Below are 12,434 nucleotides of genomic sequence, written 5' to 3' on the forward strand. Positions count from 1 at the left end.
TATTTGTCGTTAGTTTGAAGGTTTTGGTAATCGTTTTGGCGGTGGCGGGTTATCTAATTTCCACAGCTCAATACATTCATCGTCCGTTAAATCATCAACAAAGTCTAAATCTTGATTGTCTAATTTTTCGTATGGATCATAGGGTGTTAATAAATTCCATAACCACCCAAACCACTGTTTTTTTCGTTGTTCTCTTAAAGCCAATTCACGCATTCTTTGGTGTTTGATTTCCAAATACGTTGGGGGTCTGTATCCAATGTGTGCCATCATTCAAGCACCTGGTTTATATAGTTAACATGCTTCAGCTCAATACTGTCACAGACCTTGTTTAGGTAACGCAATGCTTGACCCATACTGGCGTAATCAATCTTTCTCATACCAGTATCTACTTTGCTCATCTTTTTACTACGTTTGGATGCCTTGTAGTACTTAATAGCAGGGCGGTAAAACTTACTCTGTTCATGCTTATCTGGTTCAATTAACCAGTTTGGGTCTATATCACCTTCTATCATCAACAAAAAACGCACCTTGCTTTTTTTGATAAGTCGACCGATTTCTATACTATATCCGTCACACTCAAGCCCAATAAGAGGCTCATTTTCTAGACTATCAATTTGCTGTTTTGTTAATTTTTTACCCATCACTCACCACCTTTTTTCATCATTTCCATGGCTTTCATAAAGTCGTCGTCAAAATCACTGGCAACATCAGTTTCAGCTTCAACTGCTACCGTTTTCTTGCGCAGGGTGTTGCCTTCCGCAATTACCATCTCAATTAAGTTTGGTACGTTTAGCAATTCTTCTTCTGATTCTGGTATCAAGTTTGCAAGTTCTTTAACCCCCATAGACTGCTGGGCTTTAGCCATTGCTTTTTCAGCTTTAACATACTGTTTACGTGCTTTATCATGCTCACGACCTTTTGCTTTATCGCCAAATGCAACTTTTTCAGTACATATTGCTTCAGCTAAAAAACGGCCATCTAAGCTATACACCCAAACCGTGTTATGTAGTTGTTTAGGGTCAAACTTAACAACCACTTTTTTATGGCCGCTACCAATCAAGTCCACCGCTTCATATCTGTTTTTCTGGCCATGTACTTTGCCGCCACAACTCAGCGTAAATGTGCCATTGTTTTTAAGCGTAACCGCTTCACTCATTAGCATTAATAGGCGCATTTGTTCAGGGGTTGCTTTGCGTATGGTTGCGTTGGCATAATCACGCTCAAATATTTGACTAAAGCTGTATGTTCCCTGGCAAATCTCGGTATTACGTTTCTCTCGGTTGTTCCAAAGCTCAATACCTTGCTCAAGAGCAGTGATAAAGTCTTCATAAGCAACACCATCTTTACCGCCGTGGTAATTGTCTGGTTTATCCATCACGTTAGCACCGGCATGGTGTCCAGCAAGCAATGGGTGCTTATCCACTGTTTCACCCAAGCCACCGTGCGAAAAAGCACGTTCAATAGGTTTAGCTTGCCCGTGCCCTTTACCAAACTGCACGCTAGTCCAAAATAGCGTCATGCCAAGTAAAGGGATAATACCCATAGGGTCATCTTCTTTAACTTTAAAGCGGTAACGGTTTTTAACGCCGCCTGTCATCCACTTGTTAGCAGCTGCTCGTGTGTTATCAATCGTCACTTTGCGTGGTATGCCAAACTTACTAACTACGTCCATAAGTGCTAGGCGTATAACATCACTGTTTTCGCTTAAATCAGTACGGTAAGCTAGTATTTTTCGAGTGCGTACGTCTTGCCATAACCAAGTTTTAGGTCGCACAATTTCACCATTGTGCCAACGCACAAATACGTTATGCTGATAACCATCGCCGTTTATCCACTCTAAAGCTTCTAAACCATCAACACTTCGCATCATAGCTGGGTACATTTCAGCCAAAGCACGTTCGCCATCCCTCAACATAATTTGTTGCGTTTTTGGCACTTCACGCTCTAGCTTGCGTTTGATGCTACTAAGACTTGGGACAGTCCAGCCGTGTTCATTGGCAAGTAGTTTCAAACGTTCATAACAAGTACCCATTTGTGGGCGTTCAGGGCGTAAATAGTCAGCTTTAAACGCTTGCCATGCTTCCTCGCTAAATTCAGCTTGGCGATTGCTACTTTTTTTATAGTTACCAAGCAGAATAGGCATCCAGTCGCTACGCTCAAAGTTGCGTACCTTGTAAAACCAACGCCTTAACGAGCCTTTACTTACGCCATTATCTGTTGATACTTTTTCTATCGCTTGTACTGTACCCATGCCAGCATTAATTAAGTCATCAACAGCAAAACAACAGGCAACAGAGTCTTCAGCTTTCTTTTTTTGTTTATCGGTTGCACTTTCCCAACCGCTCCAAATTACTTCTGGTAAATAGTTGGCTTGTTTTGGTTGGTTGCTGTTAGGTTGGTTTTTATCAACCGCCTTAGCTTGTTTTCTTGCCGCCTTTTTAGCAGTTTTAATGTGTATTTCATTTTGAACATCTTGCGGTAAACCCTCAAAAGCGTATTCAACACCACCACCACGACCTGACCGTTTTCGGTTTTTCCAATTACTTTTTTTTGCCCGATTAATGACACCCGCTTTAGTATTTGGTAAAATTGTTAAATTAAGGTCAGCCAATTCTTGAGCATTTAACCAGTTTTTAACTTCCATAATCTTTTTCCTGTTAAAACCTGAATATAAATGTTTACGAATAACGGCTTGCCCAAATATCCTTTGGCTCAAGACCCATTGCATCAGCAATGATTTTCTCAGCACGAGGATAAGGACGATACAAAGCATTGCGTAGGGTTCCTCTTGCAAGGTTGTTTTCCTCTGCTAACTTTGAGAAATTGGTACCAGCCTTACGAAGTCCTGCATTAATATCTGCGTTATGCCAGTCACTCGGCATATTTTTTTGGCTTGTATTAGAACGCATTAGTTAATCCTTATCAGTTACTGTATGCGGTTATTATAAACCGTAAAGTGTTAACTGTAAATACATAAAATACACTTTACAGTAAATTATTATGATATTTTTAACCTTAATGTGCTAATTAATTGATTTTACTGGTGTTTTAAAAACTGTAAAGTGTGAATTTAAAAATATATACTTTTTACAGTTCCCAGTATTTAACTGTAAAGTGTTAATGGTGGCATTATGAACAGAGAAATCATCGGCAAACGATTGAGAGAAACTAGAGAGAGCCTAGAACTAACTAGAAAAGAAGTTACGGACTTGGTCAGCATTGGTACAACAACATTGCAACAGTGGGAGACTGGAGCGAGAGAGGCGTCACTCGAAATAATAGAAGAGCTTGCAAAGCTTTATAAAACCACACCACAATATATTATTTTTGGTGATGACAACTACACACCTAAAATAGACCCATCAGAAAGCTGTGAGTACATATATATCCCATTTTATGATATACAAGCCAGTGCAGGCTTAGGTTTATTTACAGATGGTGCAGTTGAGCCTAGCAAGCATCTTGCATTTCGTCATAACTGGGCAAATGCCAGAGGTTTACAGGCAGACAAACTCGTGGCACTACTGACCAAAGGCGATAGTATGCAACCTACGATCAAAAATGGTGCGGTTATCATCGTTGACACAACAGACAACAACCCAGCAGACGGCAACCTCTACGTTGTCCGCATTGCAGATGAGCTTTACGTTAAGCGCATTCAAAAAATACCGCTCGGCATACGCCTTATCAGCGACAATAAAGCTGTCTATGCACCGCTTGATATTAACTACAGCGACTATACAGATGATCAGCTGCAAGTATGCGGTCGCATAATTCATACTAGCCACGATTTATAATAGGCATAAAAAAAGGCAGCATTTAACTACCTTTTAAAAATCATTTAAACGCCTTTTAAACGCAAATATAACATTCCTATTTTAACTGGCTATATATCCCTAACTGGGCTTTAGTGTTAAAATGGGAATGTTTTTAAATATAGCGTTTTACAAATCTTCAAACACTTTACCACGGGGCTTTCTGGGGTATTCCTCCCGGTTATTCCCATGTTATTTAATGTATTCCCATATTTAGTGGTTGGTTACGCAATCACTTGTTGCCCAGCTTGGTGGCTGGTCTCAATATATCTTGACGGTATCAATTTTGTTGTTTGCGTTAAGCTCTATCATGTACAACTATTATATGGGTGAAAATGCGGTACACTTTTTAGTAGGTAAAAATAGTAAATTACCTATTTTATTATTACGTTTAACCGTCATTGCAATCTTGTTCTTGGGTGCAGCAGCACCAGCAGCAACGGCAGTATTCTTCTTTGCAGATCCATTAATGGGTGTGCTTGCCTTGGCTAACTTGTTGGCATTGATTATGTTATTCCCTCGTGCAAAACGTCTGCTAGACGACTTTGCTAGCCAGTTAAAGGCAGGGGTAAAACAACCAGTATTTGATGCTCAGCAATATGAAAAATTAGATATTGATTTAGCTGCTTGGGGTAAAGATGCGATGGATAATAGCAATAAATAACCTTGTTTAATTAAGCAGTCTATAAAAACCGTTTTTGCATACAAAAGCGGTTTTTTATTATCTAGGATGCCATGGCAGGGGGCGATACAAATCTTTAAAAAGCAACGTTTTAATATTTTTTATGCGTGTATAAAAACGCTTGGTAGCTTGTTTAATCAAATTATCTAAACGTATTTTGTGGTATTCTAAATTGTTAAAAGGTGGGTGTTGCTATAGGGTTTAACACCGCTGTTTATCTGTTTATATTACCTTTTTTTAATGATTAAATATTATGAGTTACCAAACCTTAGCCAATGCTGTTACCGCCAGAATAGAAATTAAAAAGTCTGATTTTATTGCTTATGCTTATTCTGTGACATCCAGAGAACAGGCGATGACATATGTTGAACAACTAAAAAATCAATATCCAGATGCGCGTCATCACTGTTGGGCATATATTATTGGTGACCCAAGCAATACAACGAGTGCTGGCTTTGATGATGATGGCGAACCAAGTGGCACGGCTGGGCGACCGATTTTAAATGTATTGCAACACAAAGCGATTGGTAATGTGATAATTATTGTTGTGCGGTATTTTGGGGGCATTAAATTGGGTGCTGGAGGTTTAACACGCGCTTATGCTGGTTCGGCACAGGCGGTAATAGATGAAATGAAGCTAGTGCCATACATCCCTATGGTTCAAGTGCAAATAGCGACTGACTATGCCCATGAAGCTCAAATACGCTATTTAATCGGAACCGTTGCTGGGCAAGTTGATGATGTTACTTATACAAATGAGGTCATGGTAACGGCCACAATGGAAATGGCTAAAGTGCCTGAGTTTGCTGAAAACTTGGGCGTAAGTGGTCGGATTTTGGAGCAATAATTTAAGCGATTTTTTGCTAATGCTGCTTGAACAAAAGCGTACTATCGTAAAACCAGTCGATAAATCGACTAATTGTTAAAATTAACCACACCAATACCTGCGTTGGTAACATGGGTGTTCGCTTGTTGCACTTCGCCTTCTGTTGGTCGACGTTCGTTATGTCCACATGCTAGGCACTCAATATATTCATCAAATTCAGGTTCAAAAATCTGTATTTGTACAATTTTGTCCATCGCCTCACATTTTGGGCATTTTACGCCAGCTAAAAACTGGCGTTTGGGTTTGGTTGACTGGTATCGCATTTTTAGTCTCTTTGCCTTTGCAGGAATAACGCATTAACAGGCTACAATGCTTTTTGTAAAACCTTAGAATTACGCCCATTGTTATATTCAATGCGGCGTTCGGCAGGTAATTTATCTGATTCTACTTCAACAAAGCCTTGCTCTATAAACCAATGAGCCGATTGTGTGGTTAGCACAAATAGTTTTTTTAAGCCCAAGCTGCGTGCTTGTTGTTCTAAAAATGCTAATAAGTCAGCACCGCGGCTGCCATTTCGGTAATCTGGGTGGATAGCAACGCTTGCTACCTCGGCAGAGCTGTTATCAAGTGGATGTAAGGCAGCACAACCTAAAATCATGCCATCCCGCTCAATTACGCTATAGCTATCGATTTCTTGTTCTAATCGCTCTTGCGTGCGCGTAATTAAAATACCTTGCTCTTCGAGCGGTTGTAGCAGACGCAGTAAGCCGACAACATCGGCAATGCCTGCATGTCGTATCTCTTCATATGGGTCATGGCTGACTAATGTACCAGAGCCATCTCTGGTAAATAGCTCTTGCAATAAAGCGCCATCTTGTACATAACTGATGATATGCGTGCGATGAACATTTTTACGGCAAGCCTCTGCAGCACAATATAAAAAGTAGTTGATGTCTTGGTCTAATGGTTTATTACGTAAAAAGCGGTCTATTTCATTAGGGATTAAAGCAGACAATAGACGACCATTATCGTTAATACCGTCTTCTTCACTCAAAAATATGAGTTTGTCTGCATTTAAGCTAATGGCAGCGTTAAGTGCCACATCTTCAGAACGCAGGTTAAATACCTCACCCGTTGTTGAATAGCCTGTTGAGCCAAGGATAACAATGTGGTTGTGGCGTAAGTTGTTTTTAATGGCATCAACATCAATAGAACGCACTTCACCAGTCATTTGGTAATCCACACCATTATGGACACCATAAGGTCGTGCTGTTACAAAGTTGCCAGAAATCGCATCAATGCGAGAGCCATACATGGGTGAATTTGCTAGACCCATAGACAATTGCGCTTCAATTTGTAAGCGAATAGAGCCAACGGCTTCAAGAATATATGGCATGGCTTCACGAGGTGTAACTCGCAAGTCATTATGCAGGGGGGATGTTTGCTCAAACTTTTTAAGATTTGTCTCAATTTGAGGACGAGCACCGTGAACCAGCACAAGTTTAATACCTAAGCTATGCAAAAGCGCAAAATCATGGATTAATGAGCTAAAGTTTTTGTGCTCAACCGCCTCACCGCCAAACATGATGACAAACGTTTTGCCTCGGTGGGCATTAATATAAGGTGCTGAGTTTCTAAACCATTGAATATATTCGGATGTAGTTTTTGACATATTGCTATCTGTAGATAATAAATAAAAGTGAGTCTTTACTAAATATATAAGTATGTAAAAAGTTAGGTACGGTCGTCTGCCGTAAATTAACAGCGATAAACCATTATTATAACTGTTTATATGGGTCATCGCACACCATATCATGGTTTACCTTAACAAAATATTACCAATACAGCCATCTTTTATTTTGTATTTTGTTTTATTTGCTGAAAGTAGTAACATGAGACTGTAAAAAACCTAGGGTAGGATACATAACATAAACAAGTGCTTTGCACCAGAGTAAGTCAGTTTTGTTATGCTGGTTGTCAACAAAACCAAAAAGTGCCAATAACTTTTAGTCAATTTATTAAATAGGGAAAACCTTTATGAAAAAATTAAGTGCATTAATGTTAGGGATGGTACTAAGCGGGCTGCTAACGACCACAAGCCAAGCAAACGCCGTATTGCCAACAGCCGATACAACAGGTGTTGAGGGTGCCCAAACATCACAACCAATCGTATTTCAAAGCTTGCCAACACAAACATCTAACTCACCAAAAATGATGAACAAGCCGGTAACTCAATCGCTGCCGTCTTCTTCTCAAGACATTGCTGTTAATGTGAAGGCCTCTTTAGTTAGTAAAAACGGAGCAGGGCAAGAAGTATTGACGCCCATTACCCGATCTACCCAGTTAGGGCGAAACAGTATTATTGAATATACTGCCGAATTAACCAACAATAATGCAGAGCGAGTTGGCAATATGGTTGTGACCATGGGTATCCCTAAAGGTACCACCTTGATTGGCAACACAGTGCCTAATTTTCCTAAAGCGACAACAGATGGCAATATTTACTCTACTGTACCGTTGCAAACGGTAGTGAATGGGCAGATGCAGGCAGTACCTTTGTATCAATACAAGGCATTGCGTTGGCAATTGTCTAATATTGCTGCTAATGATTCAACCAAAGTGGCTTATCGTGTTAAACTCAATTAATTGTTTTATAAATAAAAACCTTGAATGTGATGTTCAAGGTTTTTTGTTTTTAATGTTATAGTTGGCTACAAACATAAGCCGATACAACAGAGATTACCCTGATGACTAACGCATTTACTTTAAAAGAATTTTACACACCAAAGTGGCTGTCTAACCCGCATTTACAAAGTATTTTGCCAAAATTTATTGCGCCCAAAATGCCAGATTACCGTCGTGAACTGGTGAAAGACTCATTAAATGAAAGTGAAGTTGCTTATGACTTTTATGATGTTGAAGATAGCAAAAATGAACATGGAAAATATCGAAAGCCGTTGATTGTGCTGTTTCATGGATTAGAAGGTGGCAGTGATAGCCATTATGCCCGCAGTTTAGCACATGTGGTGCATAAGCAAGATTGTCATTTTGTCGTGCCGCATTACCGCAGTTGCGGCGGGGTGTCTGTTTCTGGCAATGTCTTTTACAATGCAGGTGATACGACAGAAGCGCATCATGTGTTAAATAAGTTGGGCGTAGATTATACGACGATTTTTGTGATTGGAGTATCGTTGGGTGGCAACGTACTGGCAAAATATATGGGTGAATATGGCGATAATACCGTATGTGAAGCGGCGGTTGTTGTATCTGCCCCTGTTGATTTAGCATCTTCAGCGATTGCAATGCAAAAATTTGTAGGTAAAAGAGTCTACACGCCATATTTGCTTAAACCTCTGCTGCAAAAAGCACTAGAAAACAACTTGCCAAAAGAAGAGTTTGAAGCCGTCATGCAAAGTAAAACGGTAAGTGACTTCGACCACGTATTTACAGCGCCAAGGCATGGTTATCGATCTGCTAACGATTATTATAATCAAGCATCTGCATTGCCTTTTTTAAGTAAAATTACCAAGCCAACCTTAATTGTTACTGCAAAAGATGACCCGTTTTTAGGGTTAACGGCAACTCAGCAGGATGTATCACCAGCGGTAACATTACTTGATACCCAACACGGTGGGCATATCGGATTTATTCAGTATCGCTCAAAAGCCAGCCCAAAACAAAAATTAGATTTAACCTGGTTGCCTAATACCGCATTAGACTTTTTTAAGCGACATAGCAAATAAAATAAACAGCAAAGGAAATTAAATGTATCCATTTTTTAGACTGGTTAAAACGGTAGCAGCAGCTGCCAATGCACGACGTAAAGGTGAAAAACTAGCACTGACTGATACAGGGGAAATAGAGTTTACCAGTAGCTTAATAGATTTAGATATTTTTTTAGAAATGAACAATGGACGAGTGCTAACGCTGTATGACTTAGGACGTAACGACTTTGCTTTGCGCAGTGGCTTAGGCAAACCCTTGTTAAAAAAAGGTTGGAGCTTTGTTGTAGCGGGTACGAATATCCAATATCGAAAACGTGTGCGAGCATTTAAAAAAATTACCATTAAAACTAAGGTAGCAGGGTTTGATGATAAATGGATTTATATGCAACAGTCTATGTGGGTAGAAGGAAAGCCTGCTTCATCGGCGTTGTTCCGTACTGCTGTGACGAGCGTAAAAACAGGCAAAGTAGTTGAAATACAAGAAATACTAAATGAGCTGGGCATGCCAGATTTAAAAATGCCATTAACAGGTTGGATGAAAACTTGGGCTGAGTCGGATGAACTAAAACCATGGCCACCCACTTAAAATAAGTCCCTGCTTTATTTTGTAAGTAAATGGTGATTATGGTTTGCTTATATTGTTTGCTAGAGATATAACAGAAGGTGTAGATAGATGTCTTATCTGCTTAAATTTTAATTTTATGATTTAGCAAGGAGTCATTATGCAAGTTGTCAGCAAGTTATTTACGTCACTTAACCTTACACGACCAATTGTACAGGCGCCAATGGCAGGTGGTGCAACAACCCCTGCGCTAATCAGCCAAGTTAGTGAGTTTGGCGGGCTGGGTTCGCTGGGTGCGGGTATGACCTCACCAGAAAAGTTGAATGAGCAAATTAATGAAATTAAAGCACTGACAGATAAGCCATTTTCAGTTAACTTGATGGTGTTATCAGAACAAGAATCGACCGATTTTTCTAGTCCTATGCCATCATGGCTTGTTGATTATTATCAGCAAAACAATATCAAGGTGAGTTTGCCAGAAAAGCCCGCAGAGATATTTGCAAACCAATTGCAAGTGTTAATAAAAAATCCTGTTGCGGTCGTTAGCTTTACTTTTGGCATTATCACGAAAGCGCAAGTTAAAGCATTGCATGATGTGGGCAGCTTGGTTGTTGGTACGGCAAACCACCCACTTGAAGCTAAAGCATGGGCAGATATTGGGGCAGATATGGTTTGTGTGCAAGGCGTTGAAGCGGGAGGGCACCGTGGTGGTTGGCTAATTCAATCGCAGGCGGATCCATTAGGTTTATTAACGCTCATTAGTCAAACGAAGGCGATAACGCAAGTGCCACTGATTGCCGCAGGTGGAATTATGACCAAGCAAGATATTGATGCAGTACGACAAGCAGGTGCAGAGCTTGCGCAACTTGGTACGGCATTTTTAACCACCAAAGAAAGTGGCATTAATCCAACTTATAAAGCAGAGCTGCTAAAAACGGCTAAAACACAGCATAAGGTGACACGTTTAACCCGACTATTTTCTGGCAAACAAGCACGTGGGCTAGTAAATGAGTATATGGATAAATATGCCCCATATGATAATGAAAACGCCTTGCCTGCATATCCTCAACTTAACGCAATGACAAAACAAATGCGTACAAATGCGAGCCAAACACAAAACCCTGAGTATTTGTCTTTATGGGCAGGGCAGGGTGTTAATTTGGTGAGAGAGGAAAGTGTTGCCGAGCTTATGCAAAGGTTATGGTAATACACATGAGCTGGTAGGCATGTTATAAAAGATGCCGTGTGATTTTATACATCATGGGGCATCCTATGTAGTTTAATGACAACCTACCAGCTTATTATTATATAACGCTTATCAAGGCTAAAAACCCATTAAAAACAGTTGTTACGCATTTACCTGCCATATCCTCCAAGTTTGTTTAACTATCTACACTAAATTGCGTATAATCGTTAGTACTAAAAGCAATTTTTATCTTTTTAAATAAATCTATCTGATATTGCTAAGATTGATTAGGCATATGGGGAGCCTACATGACAGAATCAAACCACCAACAAAAAAAACAAGCGTCACCGCATCATAATACGTATTCGCCAAGCAACGACAGCAATAATAAAAGTAATCATGTAAAAAATAAACTTGGTTATCTTATGCTGTTGTTAGCGGTACTTGTTGTTGGGGTTTTGTTTGGCAAATTTTGGGCAGATAAAGCCGCTAATCGCAATGCAATAGCACATGATGTTGGTAATGGTGCAGCAACGAAAACGGATAAAGATTCAAAAACGGTTGAGCAACCTGTATTAGCGGTTGAAATTATTGAGCCCCAAACTGGTAACGTAAGGCTTAATTTAAAGGCAGATGGCACTGTTGCACCAAAGGATACTGCCAGTATTAGTGGGCGCGTATCTGGTGTGGCAATAGAAAAAATATTGGTTAATACAGGCGACTGGGTTAAAAAAGGTCAAACATTGGCATTGTTTGATACTCAAAGTCTTCAGCAAAATGTGATGCAGGCAGAAGCCAGTGTGATGCAAGCAAAAGCAACCTATGCCAAAGCAAAAGCAGATGTTGCCCGAGTTGAGCCCTTATTAAAAATGAATGCTGTGAGCAAACAAGAGGTAGATGCCTACATAACGGCACAAAATCAGGCAAAAGCCAGCTTGGTGGCTGCACAATCGCAACTCAATAATCAAAAAATTACCTTAAATAACAGCAGAGTCGTTGCCCCCGCCTCTGGCATTATTAGTGAAAAAACAGCGCAAATTGGTGCAATCCCTCAAGGTCCTTTGTTTACTATCATTCAGGGTGGTCGTTTAGAATGGAAAGCCGATATCAACCCAGAAAAAGTCAGTCAAATTAAGGCTGGCACGCCTGTGTTGGTACAAACAGTAAATGGTGAAAAAATATCAGGGAAGGTTAGCCGAATCAACCCCGTTGCCGGTAATAATCGTCAAATAAGTGTGTTTGCAAGTTTAGCACCCAACCCAAACATCCAGTCTGGCATGTTGTTAACAGGTGAATTTATTTTAGGCAGTCAGTCACAACAGGTTGTTCCTGTATCTGCTGTGGTGGGTAATGATGGATATGACTACTTGATGTTGGTTGATGCAATCAAGCAGCAAGATATAAACGGAAAAATGCAAACGGTTGGTCGTATCAAACGTCTTAAAATTGAGTTGGGTGGACAATATGGAGATGCCGTAGCGGTGAAAACTCAAATCCCTGCTAATACAGCTATTGTGCGTCAAGGGGGCAGCTTTTTGAGCGAAGGGGACTTAGTGAACATTGTCCAGCCTAAATTAAAGCAAACCACTGCCAATAATCCCAGTAACGCTAATAAGCCGAATACCAGCGGAGAATAGT

At 40.1% G+C, this 12,434-nt stretch carries 14 protein-coding genes; 8 read left to right on the forward strand and 6 right to left on the reverse strand.

Annotation, left to right across the window (positions count from 1 at the left end; translation table 11 throughout):
• Nucleotides 1-9: 9 nt before the first annotated feature.
• From VH441_RS07435 to VH441_RS07450, 4 genes are read right to left on the reverse strand one after another with little or no spacing between them, the layout of a single operon-like run.
• Nucleotides 10-270, reverse strand: coding sequence for a hypothetical protein (locus VH441_RS07435; protein WP_434353016.1), 261 nt, complete (start codon nt 268-270; stop codon nt 10-12).
• A complete protein-coding gene (locus VH441_RS07440; protein ID WP_434353017.1) occupies nt 267-641 on the reverse strand; it encodes a hypothetical protein in 375 nt (124 codons plus the stop codon). Before VH441_RS07440 ends, VH441_RS07435 begins: the two co-directional genes overlap by 4 nt.
• Nucleotides 641-2,644, reverse strand: a complete 2,004-nt coding sequence (locus VH441_RS07445) for a transposase domain-containing protein (RefSeq protein ID WP_434353018.1) — start codon at nt 2,642-2,644, stop codon at nt 641-643. The genes VH441_RS07440 and VH441_RS07445 overlap by 1 nt, the downstream gene beginning before the upstream one ends.
• A gap of 34 nt (nt 2,645-2,678) precedes the next feature.
• The gene (locus VH441_RS07450) at nt 2,679-2,909 is read right to left on the reverse strand and encodes a helix-turn-helix domain-containing protein (protein ID WP_434353019.1); all 231 of its coding nucleotides are present in this window, start codon (nt 2,907-2,909) and stop codon (nt 2,679-2,681) included.
• Nucleotides 2,910-3,131: 222 nt separating this feature from the next.
• On the opposite strand from VH441_RS07450, the gene VH441_RS07455 reads away from it, so the two are divergent.
• The 3 genes from VH441_RS07455 to VH441_RS07465 all read left to right on the forward strand — a co-directional run bounded on the left by VH441_RS07455 (nt 3,132) and on the right by VH441_RS07465 (nt 5,344).
• Nucleotides 3,132-3,797: an XRE family transcriptional regulator gene (locus VH441_RS07455; RefSeq protein WP_434353020.1), complete on the forward strand. Its 666-nt coding sequence runs from the start codon at nt 3,132-3,134 to the stop codon at nt 3,795-3,797.
• Between the two features lie 289 nt (nt 3,798-4,086).
• Nucleotides 4,087-4,479: an alanine:cation symporter family protein gene (locus tag VH441_RS07460; RefSeq protein WP_434354381.1), complete on the forward strand. Its 393-nt coding sequence runs from the start codon at nt 4,087-4,089 to the stop codon at nt 4,477-4,479.
• Nucleotides 4,480-4,750: 271 nt separating this feature from the next.
• Nucleotides 4,751-5,344 carry a YigZ family protein gene (locus tag VH441_RS07465; protein WP_434353021.1) on the forward strand — a complete coding sequence of 198 codons (594 nt, stop codon included), beginning with the start codon at nt 4,751-4,753 and terminating at the stop codon, nt 5,342-5,344.
• Between the two features lie 68 nt (nt 5,345-5,412).
• Here VH441_RS07465 and VH441_RS07470 read toward each other — a convergent pair whose 3' ends face one another.
• Together VH441_RS07470 and argA are read right to left on the reverse strand one after the other, a co-directional pair.
• Nucleotides 5,413-5,646 carry a YheV family putative metal-binding protein gene (locus VH441_RS07470; RefSeq protein ID WP_434353022.1) on the reverse strand — a complete coding sequence of 78 codons (234 nt, stop codon included), beginning with the start codon at nt 5,644-5,646 and terminating at the stop codon, nt 5,413-5,415.
• 41 nt (nt 5,647-5,687) lie between these two features.
• Nucleotides 5,688-6,995 (reverse strand): amino-acid N-acetyltransferase, encoded by a 1,308-nt coding sequence (gene argA / locus VH441_RS07475; RefSeq protein WP_434353023.1) that lies wholly within the window; start codon nt 6,993-6,995, stop codon nt 5,688-5,690.
• Nucleotides 6,996-7,360: 365 nt separating this feature from the next.
• On the opposite strand from argA, the gene VH441_RS07480 reads away from it, so the two are divergent.
• From VH441_RS07480 to VH441_RS07500, 5 genes are all read left to right on the forward strand, one after another.
• On the forward strand, nt 7,361-7,969 hold the full coding sequence (locus tag VH441_RS07480; RefSeq protein ID WP_434353024.1) for a hypothetical protein: 609 nt from the start codon (nt 7,361-7,363) through the stop codon (nt 7,967-7,969).
• A gap of 101 nt (nt 7,970-8,070) precedes the next feature.
• Complete coding sequence (locus tag VH441_RS07485) at nt 8,071-9,066, forward strand: YheT family hydrolase (RefSeq protein WP_434353025.1); 996 nt, start codon at nt 8,071-8,073, stop codon at nt 9,064-9,066.
• Between the two features lie 22 nt (nt 9,067-9,088).
• The gene (locus VH441_RS07490) at nt 9,089-9,634 is read left to right on the forward strand and encodes an acyl-CoA thioesterase (protein WP_434353026.1); all 546 of its coding nucleotides are present in this window, start codon (nt 9,089-9,091) and stop codon (nt 9,632-9,634) included.
• 136 nt (nt 9,635-9,770) lie between these two features.
• Nucleotides 9,771-10,817 carry an NAD(P)H-dependent flavin oxidoreductase gene (locus VH441_RS07495; protein WP_434353027.1) on the forward strand — a complete coding sequence of 349 codons (1,047 nt, stop codon included), beginning with the start codon at nt 9,771-9,773 and terminating at the stop codon, nt 10,815-10,817.
• A 287-nt stretch (nt 10,818-11,104) separates the two neighbouring features.
• Nucleotides 11,105-12,433, forward strand: coding sequence for an efflux RND transporter periplasmic adaptor subunit (locus VH441_RS07500; RefSeq protein WP_434353028.1), 1,329 nt, complete (start codon nt 11,105-11,107; stop codon nt 12,431-12,433).
• Nucleotide 12,434: the final 1 nt, after the last annotated feature.

It is taken from the genome of Psychrobacter sp. HD31, assembly GCF_051097895.1.
GTDB lineage: Bacteria > Pseudomonadota > Gammaproteobacteria > Pseudomonadales > Moraxellaceae > Psychrobacter.

Coding starts and splice junctions, on each gene's coding strand:
- VH441_RS07500 (WP_434353028.1), top strand. CDS start 11,105: ATGACAGAATCAAACCACCAACAAAAAAAACAAGCGTCACCGCATCAT.
- VH441_RS07485 (WP_434353025.1), top strand. CDS start 8,071: ATGACTAACGCATTTACTTTAAAAGAATTTTACACACCAAAGTGGCTG.
- VH441_RS07440 (WP_434353017.1), bottom strand. CDS start 641: ATGGGTAAAAAATTAACAAAACAGCAAATTGATAGTCTAGAAAATGAG.
- VH441_RS07465 (WP_434353021.1), top strand. CDS start 4,751: ATGAGTTACCAAACCTTAGCCAATGCTGTTACCGCCAGAATAGAAATT.
- VH441_RS07445 (WP_434353018.1), bottom strand. CDS start 2,644: ATGGAAGTTAAAAACTGGTTAAATGCTCAAGAATTGGCTGACCTTAAT.
- argA (WP_434353023.1), bottom strand. CDS start 6,995: ATGTCAAAAACTACATCCGAATATATTCAATGGTTTAGAAACTCAGCA.
- VH441_RS07470 (WP_434353022.1), bottom strand. CDS start 5,646: ATGCGATACCAGTCAACCAAACCCAAACGCCAGTTTTTAGCTGGCGTA.
- VH441_RS07435 (WP_434353016.1), bottom strand. CDS start 270: ATGATGGCACACATTGGATACAGACCCCCAACGTATTTGGAAATCAAA.
- VH441_RS07495 (WP_434353027.1), top strand. CDS start 9,771: ATGCAAGTTGTCAGCAAGTTATTTACGTCACTTAACCTTACACGACCA.
- VH441_RS07450 (WP_434353019.1), bottom strand. CDS start 2,909: ATGCGTTCTAATACAAGCCAAAAAAATATGCCGAGTGACTGGCATAAC.
- VH441_RS07490 (WP_434353026.1), top strand. CDS start 9,089: ATGTATCCATTTTTTAGACTGGTTAAAACGGTAGCAGCAGCTGCCAAT.
- VH441_RS07455 (WP_434353020.1), top strand. CDS start 3,132: ATGAACAGAGAAATCATCGGCAAACGATTGAGAGAAACTAGAGAGAGC.
- VH441_RS07480 (WP_434353024.1), top strand. CDS start 7,361: ATGAAAAAATTAAGTGCATTAATGTTAGGGATGGTACTAAGCGGGCTG.